Origin of the sequence: Streptomyces chromofuscus (genome assembly GCF_015160875.1) — a bacterium.
GTDB classification, from domain to species: domain Bacteria; phylum Actinomycetota; class Actinomycetes; order Streptomycetales; family Streptomycetaceae; genus Streptomyces; species Streptomyces chromofuscus.
On sequence record NZ_CP063374.1, the window covers coordinates 151,991 to 168,416 of the forward strand.

General features: G+C 71.6%; 14 protein-coding genes. 9 read left to right on the top strand and 5 right to left on the bottom strand.

Annotated elements, in window-relative coordinates; all coding sequences use genetic code 11:
- Positions 1 to 107: 107 nt before the first annotated feature.
- The 6 genes from IPT68_RS00580 to IPT68_RS00605 all read left to right on the top strand — a co-directional run bounded on the left by IPT68_RS00580 (position 108) and on the right by IPT68_RS00605 (position 8,284).
- Complete coding sequence (locus tag IPT68_RS00580) at positions 108 to 932, top strand: urea amidolyase associated protein UAAP1 (RefSeq protein WP_189697682.1); 825 nt, start codon at positions 108 to 110, stop codon at positions 930 to 932.
- On the top strand, positions 929 to 1,543 hold the full coding sequence (locus IPT68_RS00585; protein ID WP_228040119.1) for an urea amidolyase associated protein UAAP2: 615 nt from the start codon (positions 929 to 931) through the stop codon (positions 1,541 to 1,543). Before IPT68_RS00580 ends, IPT68_RS00585 begins: the two co-directional genes overlap by 4 nt.
- Positions 1,540 to 5,052, top strand: coding sequence for a 5-oxoprolinase/urea amidolyase family protein (locus tag IPT68_RS00590; protein WP_189697681.1), 3,513 nt, complete (start codon positions 1,540 to 1,542; stop codon positions 5,050 to 5,052). The genes IPT68_RS00585 and IPT68_RS00590 overlap by 4 nt, the downstream gene beginning before the upstream one ends.
- A gap of 11 nt (positions 5,053 to 5,063) precedes the next feature.
- On the top strand, positions 5,064 to 6,746 hold the full coding sequence (gene atzF, locus IPT68_RS00595; protein WP_189697680.1) for an allophanate hydrolase: 1,683 nt from the start codon (positions 5,064 to 5,066) through the stop codon (positions 6,744 to 6,746).
- 237 nt (positions 6,747 to 6,983) lie between these two features.
- Positions 6,984 to 7,475 (top strand): winged helix-turn-helix transcriptional regulator, encoded by a 492-nt coding sequence (locus tag IPT68_RS00600; RefSeq protein WP_189697679.1) that lies wholly within the window; start codon positions 6,984 to 6,986, stop codon positions 7,473 to 7,475.
- Between the two features lie 617 nt (positions 7,476 to 8,092).
- Positions 8,093 to 8,284 carry a hypothetical protein gene (locus IPT68_RS00605; protein ID WP_189697678.1) on the top strand — a complete coding sequence of 64 codons (192 nt, stop codon included), beginning with the start codon at positions 8,093 to 8,095 and terminating at the stop codon, positions 8,282 to 8,284.
- A 434-nt stretch (positions 8,285 to 8,718) separates the two neighbouring features.
- Here the strand turns inward: IPT68_RS00605 and IPT68_RS00610 are convergent, their stop codons facing one another.
- From IPT68_RS00610 to IPT68_RS00630, 5 genes are all read right to left on the bottom strand, one after another.
- The gene (locus IPT68_RS00610; protein ID WP_189697742.1) at positions 8,719 to 8,907 is read right to left on the bottom strand and encodes a hypothetical protein; all 189 of its coding nucleotides are present in this window, start codon (positions 8,905 to 8,907) and stop codon (positions 8,719 to 8,721) included.
- Between the two features lie 578 nt (positions 8,908 to 9,485).
- A complete protein-coding gene (locus IPT68_RS00615) occupies positions 9,486 to 10,163 on the bottom strand; it encodes a hypothetical protein (RefSeq protein WP_189697677.1) in 678 nt (225 codons plus the stop codon).
- Between the two features lie 12 nt (positions 10,164 to 10,175).
- Positions 10,176 to 12,320 carry a glycoside hydrolase domain-containing protein gene (locus IPT68_RS00620; protein WP_189697676.1) on the bottom strand — a complete coding sequence of 715 codons (2,145 nt, stop codon included), beginning with the start codon at positions 12,318 to 12,320 and terminating at the stop codon, positions 10,176 to 10,178.
- Between the two features lie 15 nt (positions 12,321 to 12,335).
- Positions 12,336 to 12,872: a hypothetical protein gene (locus IPT68_RS00625; protein WP_189697675.1), complete on the bottom strand. Its 537-nt coding sequence runs from the start codon at positions 12,870 to 12,872 to the stop codon at positions 12,336 to 12,338.
- Positions 12,869 to 13,801, bottom strand: coding sequence for a hypothetical protein (locus IPT68_RS00630; protein ID WP_189697674.1), 933 nt, complete (start codon positions 13,799 to 13,801; stop codon positions 12,869 to 12,871). The genes IPT68_RS00625 and IPT68_RS00630 overlap by 4 nt, the downstream gene beginning before the upstream one ends.
- 187 nt (positions 13,802 to 13,988) lie before the next feature.
- On the opposite strand from IPT68_RS00630, the gene IPT68_RS00635 reads away from it, so the two are divergent.
- The 3 genes from IPT68_RS00635 to IPT68_RS00645 all read left to right on the top strand — a co-directional run bounded on the left by IPT68_RS00635 (position 13,989) and on the right by IPT68_RS00645 (position 16,276).
- Positions 13,989 to 15,035 carry a MarR family transcriptional regulator gene (locus IPT68_RS00635; protein ID WP_189697673.1) on the top strand — a complete coding sequence of 349 codons (1,047 nt, stop codon included), beginning with the start codon at positions 13,989 to 13,991 and terminating at the stop codon, positions 15,033 to 15,035.
- A gap of 158 nt (positions 15,036 to 15,193) precedes the next feature.
- Positions 15,194 to 15,499, top strand: coding sequence for a transposase (locus IPT68_RS00640; RefSeq protein ID WP_189697672.1), 306 nt, complete (start codon positions 15,194 to 15,196; stop codon positions 15,497 to 15,499).
- A gap of 237 nt (positions 15,500 to 15,736) precedes the next feature.
- Positions 15,737 to 16,276 (top strand): GNAT family N-acetyltransferase, encoded by a 540-nt coding sequence (locus IPT68_RS00645; RefSeq protein WP_189697671.1) that lies wholly within the window; start codon positions 15,737 to 15,739, stop codon positions 16,274 to 16,276.
- Positions 16,277 to 16,426 lie beyond the last annotated feature (150 nt).

A 16,426-nucleotide genomic window follows, 5' to 3' on the forward strand; every position in this document is an offset into this window, starting at 1 on the left:
AGGGCTCGGTAACGGGGCGGCAACGTCCGGGCAACGCCCGCGACCCGCACCCCACCTAATTTCTGTCGAGCGACAGAAATCAACGATCCGGAGCCGGAGGAGCCGCGATGGCCACAGCGACCACGCACGGAGCCCGCGCCCACGCACGCGCCCAGGAAGGCACCCGCGCCGAGGCCATGCCGGTCGTCCCGGCCACCGACTGGCCCGCACCGCCCTGCGCGGCGGGCCACCTGGTGTGGGCCGAGACGGTGGCGGGCGGCAACTACACGCACCGGGTCCTGGCCCGCGGCACCGAACTGCGCCTGACCGACCTGCGCGGCGACGCCTGTGCCCACCTGCTGCTGTTCGTCGCGGACCGCCCGTGGGAGCGGCTGAACGTCGCCGACACGGTCAAGGTCCAGTGGAACGCCTACCTCGGCGAGGGACGGCTGCTCCTGTCCGACCAGGGCCGCGTCCTGGCGTCGGTGATCGCCGACACGTCCGGACGGCACGACACCCTGTGCGGCACCTCCACCCTCGTCCGCAACACCGACCGCTACGGCGACGGCACCCCTCAGGGCCCCTCCCCCGCCGGCCGGGAGCTGCTGCAGCTGGCCGCCGCCAAGAACGGGCTGGAGCCCCGCGACCTGCCACCGTCGCTGTCGTTCTTCCAGGGCGTGGCGGTCCGGGACGACGGAAGCCTGGACTTCACCGGCTCCTCCGGCCCCGGCGGCAGCGTCACCCTGCGCGCCGAACAGGACCTCACCGTACTGATCGCGAACGTGCCGCACCCGGCCGATCCCCGCCCCGAGTACGTCAGCACCCCGCTGGAGGTGCTCGCCTGGCGCGCCGTCGCCACCGCACCGGGCGACCCCCTGTGGGAGGCCACGCCCGAAGGCCGCCGCGCCTTCCTGAACACCGTCGACTTCCTTGCCGCGAGGGGCCTCGCATGACAAACGTGAAGACCGAGACGGTTGCGGCACGGGCGGCCTGGTCGTCGGTCGTCCGCACCGGCGAGACGCTGACCATCACCGACCTGCACGGCAACCAGGCCGTCGACTTCCTTCTCTACGACGCCCACGACACGTCGGTCCGCTACAGCGCGCCCGACACGATCCACGCCCAGGGCGGCATCTTCCTCACCACCGGCAGCGTGCTGCTCTCCAACGAGCACACGCCCCTGATGACGGTGACCGCGGACGACGTCGGCCGGCACGACACGGTCGGCGGGGCCTGCTCCAAGGAGTCGAACACGCTCCGGTACGGCCACCACACCTGGTCGCAGCACGCCTGCGTGGACAACTTCCTGGCGGAAGGCGCCCGGTACGGCCTCGGCAAGCGCGACCTCGTGTCGAACATCAACTGGTACATGAACGTGCCGGTGGAGCGGGACGGCACGCTGGGGATCGTCGACGGCCTCTCCGCACCGGGCCTGTCCGTGGCGCTGCGGGCCGAGCGGGACGTCCTCGTCCTGGTCTCCAACTGCCCCCAGATCAACAATCCCTGCAACGGCTTCGAGCCGACGGCGGTGCAGATGACGATCAGCAGGGCGGCCGGCGCATGAGCTTCGGCACACTGCTGGTCGCCAACCGCGGCGAGATCGCCGTCCGCATCATCCGCTCCGCCCGCGAACTGGGCCTGCGCACGGTCGCGGTGTACTCCGACGCGGACCGGAGCGCGGCCCACGTCCGTCTCGCGGACCAGGCCGTCCGCCTGGGCCCGGCGCCCGCCAAGGAGTCGTACCTGGACGCCGACCTGGTGCTGAAGGCGGCGAAGGACACCGGCGCGGGCGCGATCCACCCCGGCTACGGCTTCCTGTCCGAGGACGCGGCCTTCGCCCGGCGCTGCGCGGACGCCGGGACGGTGTTCGTGGGTCCGACGCCGGAGCAGCTGGAGGTGTTCGGCGCCAAGCACACCGCCCGGGCGGCGGCCGAGGCGGCGGGAGTTCCGCTGGCGCCGGGGACGGGGTTGCTGGGGTCGCTGGAGCAGGCCCTCGACGAAGCCTCGCGCATCGGCTATCCCGTCATGCTCAAGGCCACCGGTGGAGGCGGCGGTATCGGCATGTCGGCATGTCGGTCCGCCGGGGAACTGACCGAGGCCTGGGAGCGGGTGCAGCGCGTCGCCGCGGCCTCCTTCTCCTCGGCCGGCGTGTTCCTGGAACGCCTCGTCGAGCGTGCCCGCCACGTCGAGGTGCAGGTCTTCGGGGACGGCGAGGGAAAGGTCGTCACCTTCGGCGACCGGGACTGCTCGCTCCAGCGGCGGCACCAGAAGGTGGTGGAGGAGGCACCCGCACCCGGCCTGCCGGAGCATGTACGGCAACAACTCGCCGTCTCCGCCCGGAATCTGTGTGCGTCGGTCGGCTACCGGTCCGCCGGAACCGTCGAGTTCGTGTACGACGCGGCCCGCGAGGAGGCGTACTTCCTGGAGGTCAACACCCGTCTCCAGGTCGAGCACCCCGTCACCGAGGAGGTCTACGGCGTCGACCTGGTCGCCTGGATGCTGCGCCTGGCGCGCAGCGAGCGCGACGTCGTGCGCGACCCCGGCCCTCCGCGCGGCCACGCCGTCGAGGCCCGCCTCTACGCCGAGGACCCCTCGCGCGGCCACCGGCCGAGCGCGGGACTGCTGACGCGGGTGGAGTTCCCGCCCGGTGTGCGGGTGGACGGCTGGGTGGAGACGGGCACGGAGGTGACGACGTCGTACGACCCGTTGCTCGCGAAGGTCATCGCGTACGGACCGGACCGCGAGCAGGCGCTGCGACGCCTGGACGAGGCGCTGGCCCGCACCCGGGTGGACGGCATCGAGACGAATCTGGGCCTGGTCCGGGCGGCCCTCGCGGACCCCGATGTCGTGCGTGCCGCGCACTCGACGGCGACCCTCGCGACCGTGACCGACCCGACCCCCCGCGTCGAGGTCGTCTCCGGCGGCACCCTCACCACCGTCCAGGACTGGCCGGGACGTGTCGGCCACTGGCAGGTCGGCGTCCCGCCGAGCGGCCCGATGGACGACCGCTCCTTCCGCCTCGGCAACCTGTCGCTGGGCAACCCCGAGGGAGCACCCGGCCTGGAATGCACCCTCCAGGGCCCGTCCCTGCGCTTCACCCACCCCGCGACGGTCTGCGTCACCGGTGCCCCCGCCCCGGTCACCGTCGACGGCACGCCGGTGCCCCAGTGGGAGCCGATGACGGTACCGGCGGGCGCGGTCCTGGACATCGGGGCGCCCACCGAGCACGGATTGCGGACCTACGTCCTCTTCGCAGGCGGCCTGGACGTGCCGTCCTTCCTCGGCAGCGCGAGCACCTTCACGCTGGGCCGGTTCGGCGGTCACGGCGGCCGGGCGCTGAAGACCGGGGACGTCCTGCACGGCGGGACAACCGTCGAGGGCATCCCCGTACCACCCGGCGACCGCCCGGGGTTCGGCGCCGAATGGCACATCGGCGCGGTCGAAGGCCCGCACGCCGCGCCCGAGTTCTTCACCGAGGACGACATCCGCGACTTCTACGCCGCCGGCTGGAAGGTCCACTTCAACTCGGCCCGCACCGGCGTGCGCCTGGTCGGCCCCAAACCGCGCTGGGCCCGCACCGACGGCGGCGAGGCGGGCCTGCACCCGTCCAACATCCACGACACGCCGTACTCCGTCGGCGCCGTGGACTACACGGGAGACATGCCGGTGCTGCTCGGCCCCGACGGCCCCTCCCTCGGCGGATTCGTCTGCCCCGCGACGGTCCACAGCACCGAACGCTGGAAGCTGGGCCAGCTGCGACCGGGCGACACGGTCCGCTTCACACCCGTCGCCGTGGACGGCTCGCCACGTCCCGAGATCCTGGACGGCGGCGTCCTGGCCCGGGACGGCGACATGACGTACCGCCGCAGCGGCGACGACAACCTGCTGGTCGAGTTCGGCCCGATGCACCTGGACCTGGCGCAGCGGATGCGCGTCCACGCGCTGATGGAGGCGGTGGCCGAGGCGGACCCGGGCGGGGTCACGGACCTCACCCCGGGCATCCGCTCGCTGCAGCTACAGTTCGATCCCCTGCGGCTGGCGCAGCACGAACTCCTCGCCGTGGTACGAGACCTGGCGGCCACGCTGCCGCCCACCGACCAGCTCGTCGTCCCCTCCCGCACGGTCCACCTCCCCCTGTCCTGGGACGACCCGGCCACCCGTGAGGCGATCGCCCGCTACATGGCCGGGGTCCGCGACGACGCGCCCTGGTGCCCGTGGAACATCGAGTTCATCCGCCGCGTCAACGGCCTGCGGGGCGTGGCGGACGTCCACCGCACGGTGTTCGACGCCGAGTACCTGGTCCTCGGCCTGGGCGACGTCTACCTGGGCGCACCCGTGGCCACCCCGCTGGACCCCCGGCACCGCCTGGTGACGACGAAGTACAACCCGGCCCGCACCTGGACCGCCGAGAACTCGGTCGGCATCGGCGGCGCGTACCTCTGCGTCTACGGAATGGAGGGCCCGGGCGGCTACCAGTTCGTGGGCCGCACCACGCAGGTGTGGTCGCCCTGGCAGCAGCGGGGCGCCTTCGAGCCGGGCTCGCCGTGGCTGCTGCGCTTCTTCGACCGGATCAAATGGTATCCGGTGGACGCCGAGGAGCTGCTGGAGCTACGGACCGACATCATGTCCGGCCGCTTCGTACCCCATATCGAGGAGGGCACCTTCTCCCTCGCCGAGTACGAAACGTTCCTGGCCGACAACGCCGCCTCGATCGCCGCGTTCCGCTCCCGCCAGCAGGCGGCCTTCGCGGCGGAGCGGGCGGCGTGGGAGGCGGCGGGCGAGTTCGCGCGCGCCGAGGCGGCATCCACGCCGGCGGGCCCGCCGGCCGAGGTGACCGTCCCGCCGGGCGGCCGACTGATCGAGGCGGAGTTCGCCGCGTCCGTCTGGCAGGTGAACGTGGCACCCGGCGACCAGGTGACGACCGGGCAGCCGCTACTGGCCCTGGAGGCGATGAAGATGGAGTCCCGGCTGCACGCCCCGATGGACGGCGTGGTGGCGGAAATCCTCACCCGCCCCGGCGACCAGGTCGAGGCGGGCACGGCACTCGTCGTCCTCGCACCCGCCGCGCACTGAAAGGCCAACGGATGTCCACGACCCTCTCCCGAGTCCACGCGGCCTACGCCCGCATCGAGGCCGCCGACCGCCCCGAACTCTGGATCGACCTGCGTCCGAGGGCGCAGGTCGAGGCGGAGGCCCGGCGCCTGGACGCCCGCGTGGCCGCCGGCGAGCGCCTTCCGCTCGCGGGCCGCCTGCTCGCCGTCAAGGGCAACATCGACGTCGCCGGGCTGCCGACGACGGCGGGCTGCCCGACGTACGCGTACGATCCGCCGGCGGACGCCGAGGTCGTGGCCCGCCTCCGCCGGGCGGGCGCCCTGGTCCTCGGCACCACCAACCTGGACCAGTTCGCGACGGGCCTGGTCGGATCGCGCTCCCCCTACGGCGCGGTACGCAACGCCCTCGACCCGGCCAGGGTCAGCGGCGGCTCCAGCTCCGGCTCGGCGGTCGCGGTGGCCCTCGGCATCGTCGACCTCGCCCTCGGCACGGACACGGCGGGCTCGGGCCGCGTCCCGGCCGCCTTCAACGGCGTCGTCGGCGTGAAGCCCACCCGCGGCCTCGTCCCGACGACGGGCGTGGTCCCGGCCTGCGCCTCCCTGGACTGCGTGACGGTCTTCGCCCGCACGCTGCCCGAGGCGGAACAGGCCATGACCTACATGACACCGCCCCGCGACCTGCCCCCGCTCCCCCAGCGCACTCCGGGCCCGTGGCGGATCGCGGTAGCGGCCCGGGAACAGCTCGGCGAGCTGGACGAGGGCTGGGCGCAGGCGTACGAGACGGCCGTGACGCAGATGGCGGAGGCGGGCGCCGACGTACGGGTCATCGACCTCACCCCCTTCACGGAGGCCGCAGCGATGCTCTACGAGGGCGCGTTCGTCGCCGAGCGCTACACAGCGGTGGGCAGCTTCATCGACAAGGCCATGGCCACCGGGGCCAAGGGCCTGGACCCCACCGTCGCCGGCATCATCACCCGCGCCCGCGACATCCCGGCCCACCAACTCTTCGCCGACCAGGACCGGCTGGCGGCCCTGCGGGCCCGGGCCCTGACGGAACTGGCGGACGCCGACGCCCTGCTCCTGCCCACCACGCCGGGCCATCCGACGCTCGCCGAGGTGGCGGCCGACCCCTTGGGCGCCAACGCCCGCCTGGGCCGCTTCACCAACTCCACCAACCTCTTCGACCTGTCCGCGGTGGCCGTCCCGGCAGGCGAGGTGAACGGCCTCCCCTTCGGCGTTATGCTGATCGGCCCGGCCTTCACGGACGACCGGCTGGCGCGCATCGCGGACCTGCTCCAGCCGGAGGCACGGCTCGCCGTGGTGGGCGCACACCTGTCGGGCCAGCCCCTCAATCCGCAACTCCTCGCACTCGGGGCGCGCCTGGAGCGTACGACGACCACGGCGCCCGTGTACCGCCTGCATGCGCTGCCCACGAGTCCCCCCAAGCCCGGCCTCGTGCACGTGGGCGAGAGCGGATCAGCGATCGAGACGGAGGTGTGGCACCTGCCGGCGGAGGGTCTGGGCCGCCTCCTGACCACGCTGCCCCGACCGATGACGCTGGGCAGAGTGCAACTGGCGGACGGCACCAGCGTCCCGGGATTCCTGTGCGAGCCGGCCGCCGTGACGGATGCGGAGGACATCACGGCGTACGGAAGCTGGCGATCGTATCTCCATCGCCCGCACCCGCAGAAGGGCCCTCACCCCACCGACGAGTAGGCGACACCCCGCGTTACCACCCGCTCCGGATCGGGCTGAGTGGTCACTGCCCCAGGGTGACTCGGCCTGGTGTCCTTGCGCGCATGGGGGCGTCACACCGGTCACGGGCGTGTGGGCGACGTGTCACCATTCAGGCCCTCGGCCGCTTGCGTTCCGGCCGCACGGCCGACGGGCAGCTGATTACTGCTAGGATAGAAGTCACTAACCTCGCGTGATTCGACCCGAAGGGGATCGCCCATGCCGGCCCGCGTGCGATTGGCAGACCGCGAATGCCCACTTTCGCAGACCATCCAGTACGTGGGCGAGTGGTGGACCCTACTGATCCTGCATGACGCTTTCGACGGCTACACGCGCTTCGACCAGTTCCAGGAGAACCTCGGCATCTCGTCGAGCATGCTGACCAGCCGGCTGAAGACCTTGGTGACGCAGGGCCTGCTCGAGCGACGGCAATACCAGACCCACCCGGACCGGTACGAGTACGTCCTCACCGACCTTGGACGGTCTCTGCGCTCCGTCATCGTGGCACTTGCCGCGTGGGGCAACGCTCGGCTGGATCCCAGCAAGCGCAGCATGATCCTGGTCGATGCCGACTCGGGTGAAGAGGTCGAACCCGTAGTCGTCGACCGCGTCACCGGACGCCGCGTCGACACGGAGGAGTTCGTATTCGCCGCTGGCCCCGCAGCCAGCGAAGCCATGCGGGCCCGGTACCCGGAAGACACGCACGGCTGACGCCAGCTTGTCCATGACCCACCCCTAAACCGCTGCGTCCAGCAGTCCTGCCCCATCCTCACCGGGAAACGGACATGGGTGTAATAGTGCGTGCGATCGCCGCCCAGGCCCGCACCGCCCCGTGAGGCCCTCTTCCGCGTCCTCATGCCCGGGCGGCACCTGCGGCTGCGCGCCGGTGAAGAGTGGCGAGCCAAGCTGTACGGCGGCGAACAATACGCACGCGTTACTCCAACCCGCCGCAGATGTGGGACCGCATCGCCCGCTTCACCGCACGCGCCGACGCCACCTCCTGACGACTGGGGCTGACGGACCGATTCCGCCCTGAGCCATCACCGGCCGCACCTGGTCGCGGTCGACCCACTCCGGACGTGTGCCGCTGATCGGGATCGGCGTAGGCGTCGGCGGGCTGTGCGCAGACAACACCGGGCGGATGCGGCGGACCCGAGATGGCCGCGCGTCTCCTGCTCGCAGCGGCCCTGCAGACGCTGAACCGCTGGTGGAACGAAAGCGCGGCACGGGCGCGGACGGGACGCCCGGTGCGCACGCGGTCAACTGCACGCCGCACCGTTGGGCGCACATCACGCCTTGGCCCTCGGTGCTGGCTGCGGCATCCTGCGATGGCGGTGCACTCAGCGGGGCGGGCGGTGGCATCGGTCGTCGCGGACGTACCACGACACGACGCCTACCGGGAGCCTCTGGTCGCCAACTACGTGTTGGAGAAGGGAAAGCGCGGCTCCCGCCGCGACAGCGGACCCGCCACCTTGCGTGACATCATCACCGCCGAGGCACTGGATACGGCGCCGGCCTGAGCGGTCACCGCCTTTGAGCGAGATCGGCGCACAAGCGGCCTACGCGGTGCTCCGCGGCCGGGTTGCCTGGTTCGGGCCGACCCTATTCACCAAGGCCTTCTCCTCCGTGGGTAAGAAGGCGGCGCCGACCAGCAGCCGCGACCGCGCGTTCTCGACCGTATCCCGGCCCGGCGTCTGCGGTTCCTGGCCCGGAAATGTCGGTCGGGAGACGGGCCATGCCCCTGACGGTTCGGTCGCTGACTGGGGCTGGCGGAAGACGGACTGGTCGCCCCACCAATACGGCGTCCGACTCTCTGCCCTGCACGCGGCCGGCCGCCAGGCAGCAGCAACGGACGGCTGACCGTCCGCCGCCTCGCCGACCTGCTCCGGTACGCGCTGTTCCATGGCGCGTGGACGTGAAGGGCTTCGCTGCAGCGGCACTGGCGCCCGTGCGCTCACGGAAGGGCGGGAGGAGCCATCCAACCGCCGGTGTTGTGCGCTGTGCTCGGGTGGGGTGCGGGCGGCGCCTGGGGCAGTACGCGGGCCAGGTCGCGGCGTATGCGTTCGGCTTCGCCGCGTACCTGGGCGGGGATGTCTCCGCGCTCGGCGACGAGGCGGCTGAAGATGGGAGTTTCCTGGAACACGGTGCGTTCTGCTCTCTGTCGGGCGTGCGGACGGGGCCGGTGGCGACGCGGTGGACACAGCATCGGGTCGAGGCCGAACTGCTCCATCAAGTCGGTGAACAGTTCCTGCACGCTCCCCTGAAAAGTCTGACTCCCGTCGGCGGCAGAAGAGTAGCAGTGGCTGAATGGATCACCCGCTCGAGCACCCCGACGACGATCAACGAAGACGTTGAAGTCCCTGCACAATGCGTGAAGCGCGGTGGTGAGGGGCGACCGTCCGAAGGTGCGACGTGCAGGACCTCCTTGACCGGAAGGCGACCTCACGCAGGTCGCCAATGCGGCAGGGACAGGCTGTGGTACGTGCGTAGCGCCCGGCCGGACACCTCCGCCCGGAGCGTTCCGGCCGAGGACTCACCTACGGCCCACACCAACCGGCGGCGGCCGTCATCAGTGGCGCAGCGGTCCGGCTGATGACCGAGTCGACCGGCCGGCCGCTGCCGGGCTCGGCACCTTCACGGAGCCGGGGGGCGCCGCCCCGACGGCGGGACGCTGAGGGCCTTCGAAGCCCCAACGACCCGCCGCTCGGTGTCTTCCCGTTCTCAGGCGCCCTGAGCCCGACGCAGGCGCCGGGCCTTGGCCCGGCGGGACGGGGCCGCCGGGTCGGCGACCGTGCCGGCCGTCTGGATCCGGGACACGGTGGCCCGGCTGGTGTCCAGCCGGGCCGCGACCCGCGCCAGGACCCTGTCCCCGGGACGGGCGGCGATGTGGAAGTGCGAGACCTTCACCGGGGTCAGGTCGCCGCCCCACACGACCGTCCCGTCACAGTCCGCGAGGATGTCCCGCACGATCGCCTCCTGGTGCGGCCACAAACCCTCGCTCCCCTTCAGCGGATAAGCGGCGGGGTGGAGCGCGATCGCGGTGCCGGACAGGTGGTTGGACTCGAAATCGGCGCCAACAGTACGCCGCGTGGTGTGGCCGGTGACGCCGCCGCCCTCACCCGTGCCGAGCGCGGCGATCTCGTAGTGCCAGCGCCGCGCGACGTGCAGCAGCACCGCCGCGACCTCACCACGCCGCAGGCCGAGCGACGCGGCGGACCCCTCGACGTGGTGGACGGCGACGGCGTCGGGGTCGATCCGCCAGCCGTTGGCGGACACGTCACCCACCCACGGCCCCGTGCGCGGCGCGGCCGCCGATGCGGGGGTCGCCAGGGCGCCCGACGCCACGGCCAGCACGCCGGCGCCGGCGGCGGCCCCCAGAAGACTGCGTCTGGAGATCATCGGCTTCCTCCCTCACCCTGCGCCGACGGCGGAGACACCGGGATCGCCGCCGTCCCGCCAGATGTTGTGGTCAAGGCCCCAGCCCGGCTGGAACTCGTACTCGTGGATCTGGTTGAACGACCAGTTCTCCGGCAGCGGGAAACCAAGGTTCCCCGAGAACCCCCAGGACATCCCGGAGACGAACGACCAGCGGGCGCCAGCGTCCTTCGACACCCGGATGCACACGTTGCGGGAGCCGTAGACGCCGAAGGTGTAGCGGCTCCCGAGCTCGGCGAACCCGGCTTTGACACCGCTGAAGTACGGCACGACATGGCTGGTGATCTCCTCGTCCGTCGCGTCGTAGTCGACCCCGAAGTAGATGCACGCACCGGCGCCGATCCCGTGTTCGGCGGCCTTCCCGTGGGCCTTCTTCCCTTGGTCGTAGCCCTTGTCGTAGGTGAAGTTGCCGAGTTCCGTGCCGTTGTACTGGAAGATCGGGAAGAACCTCAGTCCGGCGTTCAGAATGGCCTGCGGTTCGCCGGGCTTGAGCGCCTTGCCGAGATAGCCGTCGTCGCCCGGGGCGAGATGCTCGTCCAGATAGCGGCCGACGATGTGGTAGCCGTTGGCCTTGAGCAACTGACCGCGCTGCGGGGTGATCTCCGTGATGCAGTCGCAGCCGGTGGCGCCCCGTGAGGTGTCACCGGACGACACGAGGAGCTGCGCCCAGGTCGCGTAGTCGTTGTGTCCCGTGACGGGGAGCTGGGAGAACCTCTGGAAGGCCTGGAGCCACCCCACGTGCGTACCGGTCCGGGCGTCGGTGCCGATGTCCGCCGGCAGGTAGTGCGCCTGCCCGTTCGCCGTGTACGTCGGTGAGTTGACGTAGCACGCGGCGCGGAACAGGTACCGCAGATCGCCCGTGAGGGTCGCCGACCCCCGTCCCTTGAGGGCCGCCTGCGTTCCCGGTCCGAAGTACCCGTTGATCGAACCCGGGGCGATCCCGATCTCGTACTGGATGGCCATCATGAGCCCCTGCTGGACATCGCGGGAGTAGATCCCGTCGCAGGGCACCAGTCCCATCGCGGGAATTCCGATGTCCGCGACATAGCGGGAGTTCAGCCGCTGCTGGATCGCCCGGACGTGGGGATCGCCACCGGGCACGAGCCGGAACTGGTCCATGCGCAGCAGCGACTTCAGCACGTGCGGCCACATGGCCAGGCGCTGCCCGGCGTCGGCAGGGTCAAGGCCCATGTCGGCGTAGAGCTGCCGGAGGGAGGCCTCGGACTCCTCGCCCCATCCGCCGAGGTACTGGGAGGCCCAGTAGCCTTTGCACCACAGCGCCCCGTTGTACAGGCGCAGCAGATTCGCGTTCCGCTCGAACTCCGGTACGATCTCGCGGTTCTTCACCGCGTTGAACGTGCCGGGGCCGAAGTTCTGCACGGTGGGAGATATGCCGAGTTCGTGCTGAAGCCCCTGAGTGAGGGCGAGCACGGTGTTCCAGCCGGTGTAGCCGGTCTCGGAGCAGATCACGTACCCGGGTGCCGTGTCGTAGGTCTCGTTGACCCACTTCTGCGTCCGGTACACGTAGATGTCGGCGGGCGCCCGCCACGGCACGGACGGGTCGATCGTCGATCCCGGCCGCGCGTACATGTGCAGGTTGCCGGGGCAGTCGGTGTCGTAGCCGAAGGAGTGCGGGAGGATCTTGTTCCCGGTCCTGCGTTCGGCGGTGTGGCGCAGGTGGTCGATGAGGCCCCTGATCCCGCGCAGCATGGCCTCGCTCGCGACGTCCTCGGAGCGGATCATGCCCACGATCGAGTAGAACCCCTCGTTGCGCCCCACGTCGTCGATGGGTTCGGCGTCGCCGGCGTTCCCCTCGCCGCGTTCCTCTCCACGCCCCTCGTAGACGTGGCCGTGCGGGCAGACGAGGTAGTTGTAGGCGATGTCTCCTTCGAATTCGCCACCGGTCTTGTGGGCCAGGTAGACCTCGGCGACCTCCTTACGGCAGTCCTCCTCCGTCAGAAGGTGGCCGGTGCTGCCGGCGCCGAGGTAGTGCAGGAACACACCCAGGTGACCGGACCAATCGGGATTCTTACTGACCTCGGGATCCGCGCAGGCGTGCGCCTGCAGGTGCGAGGGGGCGTACTGCCCCCAGGTGGCACGCGGGTTGATGGTGATGGCCACGGTTCCTCGTTCCGGTCAGCAGGCGTAGTGCGGGTCGTGGATGTAGTCCGCGTCGTCGGTGAACCAGCGGTGCCCGCTGACCGCGTTGTCCGCCCAGCCGCCGTCGAGGAACCTCTCGTAGCCGAGGGACAGGTCGGCGTAGTAGCTGCCCGCCTCGATGCAGAACACCGACTGGTTCGTGCTCCAGTCCACGTCACGGCGCAGCGAGACCTCGCTGAAGAGGCCGGGGAACCCGTTGTTCCACACGGAGGTGGCGCGGTCGTTGAAGTTGCCGCAGTTGTCGCCCCACCACTCGTCGTCACGGTCCCACCGGCACCAGTCACCCCCGAATTTGGGCAGGTCGTAGGCGTAGAGGTAGCCGTCCGCCCCGTCGGCCGCGGCCAGGGCGCCGAGGTCGGCGCCGGGTCGTACCGGGGTGGGCGCGCCGGGCGCGGCGCCGGCCGCCGCCGGTGCGGACGACCCGGCGTCCGAGGCGGCCATCGCGGGACCCGCGGTGGCGACCAGCCCGATCACGGCCGCCGTGGCCAGGACGCTCCGTACGTACTGCTTCATCTCGTGCCTTCCTTGTGCGTGTTGAGCCGCGACGGGTCTTCGTCGCGGACGATCCGGTCCGCCTCCGGCAGCGCGGCGAGCCGCATCCGGCGGGCGTTGATCACGTCGGCGAGGTACTGCTCGCGCACCTGCGCCAGGTGCCGCTCCTCGACGTCCGTGACGACCTCCGCCAGGTCGGAGCCGACGGCGCAGGCCGCCTCCGCGACGGCGTACTCGATCTCCTTGGCCTCGGGGGCCGAGTCGCCCAGCGCGGCCCGCAGCCGCTGCGGCGACTCATGCGGCAGCCCGCGCCCGGCCACACAGTCCGACCAGCCCCGCAGCGCCTTCGTGAAGTCCGGGTCCGCCTGGGCCCGGTTCATGGCCAGCGCCGTGGCTCCGCGGTCCACGGCGTCCGCGCCGAACCAGGTGCGGAAGTCTCCGTACAGCTCGCCGCGCGCCTCGCTGGTGCAGCCGCGGGTGCTCCGCCCGGTCGTCATCCCGCCGGGGAGGGTGACCTCGATGGTGTCGACGCCGCCGCCCTGCCAGGCGCGCAGCGCCTCGGCGCGCCGCTCGGGCGTCAATGCCCGGAGGTGGTCGCCCACCGGGTCGTTCGCGCGCAGCCGAGCGGTCTCCTCCGGGGTGCGGACGCGGGCGCCGTAGCCGTGTTCGCGTGCCCAGCCCAGGTCGGCCAGGACGAGCCCCATCGGTGGCGGCTCGGGGCCGGCGCGGACCGGCTCGGGCGCCGCCGGCAGGTCGAACCCGGCGCGGGCCATGCAGCGCCGCTCCAGGATCTCCTCGGCCCGGCGCAGGGTCGCGAGCTCGTCTGTGGTGGCCTCGCGCGGGAGCGCGGCGTCGGGCTCGGCGCGTGCGGCGGGCGCGCCAGGGTCGCCCGGTCCGCAGGCAGCGAGCATTGCGAGCAACAGCAGTGACGGCACGGCGAATCTGCGCACCAGGTTCCCCCCACACCCGTACGTCTTCGGTCGCCTTCAGCGTGTCCGGGAGGCCGAACTCACCGCACGCACTTTCGGTCTCACCCGAAAGTCCGCCGCACACGGCCGCTGTGAACGAAGCGACGCAACTGCCACGCCCACGTGGCCCTCTTATTCCACAGCCAGTCGCCTCGGGGGGTTTTCGCCTGTGCTGAACATTCATTTCTCTTCCGAAGACCTGGGCCGGGTCCGTCTCGCCGCCGCACCGGACCCGTCCTGGGAGATGCTGCTGAGCCTGCACGCGCTCGGCGGCTCACCGGACCACATCGTGTTCGGGCCCTGGCGGGCCACGGCCCTGAACCCGCTCGATCCGTCGATCTCCCTGCTGCGCCGGCTCGCACCACCGCGCGGCTACTCACCCGACTTCCTGACGCCGGGCGTGGGCACCGGCCTGGAGTCCGCCGTGGACGCCGTCATGAGCGTCGGCCGCACCCGGCTGCTCGGCGAACTCGCCCTGCTGTCCGCCCGGCGCCACGCCGATCCGTGGATGCGCGGGCTGGCCATGGGCGAGCCGGAGACGATGCGCCGGCTCGGCGGAGCCATGCGCCGCTACCACCAGCGCGTGCTCGCACGCCCCTGGCCCCGCATCCGTGCGGTGATCGACGGCGAGCGGGCCTTGCGTGCGCGCGACCTGCTGGACGGCGGCGTCGAACGGCTGCTGGGCAACGTCCATCCGCTGGCCCGCTGGGAGTCGCCGGTGCTCAGGGTGGACTACCCGGTGCACCAGGACCTCTTCCTCAACGGCCGCGGACTGCTGCTGATCCCCTCGTACTTCTGCTGGCGGCGCCCCATCACGCTGCGCGACGGGAACCTGGACCCGGTGCTGGTCTATCCCGCCAACCGCGGCCTCCAGCTCCTCACGGAGGACCCCGGCATCCCACAACCGACCGCGCTCACCCGCCTGCTGGGCCGCACCCGCGCGGCGGTCCTGGAGGAGATCGGGGCGTCCAACGGCACGACCGGCGGGGAGCTCGCCCGACGGCTGGGCATCTCGGCCGCCTCGGCGAGCGAACACGCCGCGACGATGCGGGACGCGAACCTGATCACCAGCCGACGGGTGACGAACACCGTGTGGCACACCTTGTCCCCGCTCGGCCAGGCTCTGCTCGAAGGGCGCCGGCCGGACGACGAGCGCCGACCGGACGACGAGCCGCACCCCCCGGGCCGGGCCCGGGTCGACGCGCGGTCGGCGTGACCCGGCGGCGGCGCGCTGCCCTTCCAGGCGGGTCTGTTCGGTTCAGTCGGTCGTCGGGGTCCGGGTGTGCCGTTGGCTGATGCGCAGTGGGCGCGGTCGAGCCGTTGCTCCCGGACCGGACGCCGAAGCGGGGTGGCCACTGACGGAACCATCGTGCGGTGATCGACGCCATCGCCTTCAAGTTCCGGACCGTTACCCAGTGGGTGCAGCTGCCGGAGGAGTACGGCCACTGGCGTGGTGTCCACAACCGGCTGCGGACGCGGGCCGTCGACGGCGCGTGGGAGCGGGGATTCATCGCGCTGATCACTCAGGCCGACGCGGACGAGGATGTGAGCCGGGTCGTGTCGGTGGACTCCACCATCGCGCGAGCTCATCAGCACGCGGCCGGGGCCCGCAAGAAAGCGAGCCTTGTCCTGGCTGGCGAACCGGCCCACCACGCCATCGCCGGTCCCGCGGCGGACTGACCACGAAGATCCGCCTCGCGGCAGACGACCAATGCAGACCACTGTGCGCGCGTCGCTTGGGGAGGTGGCTGGTGCCGTCGGTGCTCGTTCTGCCGGAGGCCCGGAAGAAGAGCAACCGTGACACGGCGTGCTCCACAGGTGCCCGTGGTCGGCGGCGCACCGCGTTCTCCGGCCACCTGCCACGTGGTTCCGGAGTCTGAGGCTCTTGCACGATGGGCGTGCGATAAGTTGCCCGCCATGAACGGACTTGGACCCGTCGCCTGGCCACCTGCCCCGATCAGGACCGAGCGGCTCGTACTCCGCGAGTCAGAGGGCCGCGACCGTTCGGCGTTCATCGAACTTCTCGCCTCGCCAGAGGTGCACACCTACCTCGGCGGCCCCCGGCCGCGTGACGAGCTTGAGCGCGAGGCGCCTGAGGTGCCCGAGCGGTGGCCCGGGAGCTTCGTCGTCGATCTCGACGGGGCGATGATCGGCCAGATCCTGCTCAGGAGAGCAACGGGGCACCGCCGCCCGGCTGCCGCGGGGAAAGCCGATCTCGGCTACCTGTTCCTGCCGCGAGCATGGGGACACGGATACGCCGCCGAGGCGTGCGCGGCGGCACTCGGCTGGCTCGCCGGCGTCCTGCCGGGCGAGCCGGTGGTGCTCACCACACAGACCGCCAACGTCGGCTCGATGCGTCTCGCAGCGAAACTGGGGTTCACCGAGGTAGAGCGGTTCCAGGCCTGGGGCGCCGAGCAGTGGCTCGGCATGTGGTCGTCAGGCACGCCGTCCAGGTGAGTTCCCTGCTCGACAGCACTGACCCAAGGGACACCTCCGCGACGATCCACGGTCGCGATCGTCGCTTGCCCACGACCAGACCAACGCGCAGGCAGCCCGCCGGCCACATGCTCACATCTCTTGTCAGGGACAGTTACAGGAGGCGGTGAG

Coding starts and splice junctions, on each gene's coding strand:
- IPT68_RS00580 (WP_189697682.1), top strand. CDS start 108: ATGGCCACAGCGACCACGCACGGAGCCCGCGCCCACGCACGCGCCCAG.
- IPT68_RS00585 (WP_228040119.1), top strand. CDS start 929: ATGACAAACGTGAAGACCGAGACGGTTGCGGCACGGGCGGCCTGGTCG.
- IPT68_RS00590 (WP_189697681.1), top strand. CDS start 1,540: ATGAGCTTCGGCACACTGCTGGTCGCCAACCGCGGCGAGATCGCCGTC.
- atzF (WP_189697680.1), top strand. CDS start 5,064: ATGTCCACGACCCTCTCCCGAGTCCACGCGGCCTACGCCCGCATCGAG.
- IPT68_RS00600 (WP_189697679.1), top strand. CDS start 6,984: ATGCCGGCCCGCGTGCGATTGGCAGACCGCGAATGCCCACTTTCGCAG.
- IPT68_RS00605 (WP_189697678.1), top strand. CDS start 8,093: ATGGCGGTGCACTCAGCGGGGCGGGCGGTGGCATCGGTCGTCGCGGAC.
- IPT68_RS00615 (WP_189697677.1), bottom strand. CDS start 10,163: ATGATCTCCAGACGCAGTCTTCTGGGGGCCGCCGCCGGCGCCGGCGTG.
- IPT68_RS00625 (WP_189697675.1), bottom strand. CDS start 12,872: ATGAAGCAGTACGTACGGAGCGTCCTGGCCACGGCGGCCGTGATCGGG.
- IPT68_RS00645 (WP_189697671.1), top strand. CDS start 15,737: ATGAACGGACTTGGACCCGTCGCCTGGCCACCTGCCCCGATCAGGACC.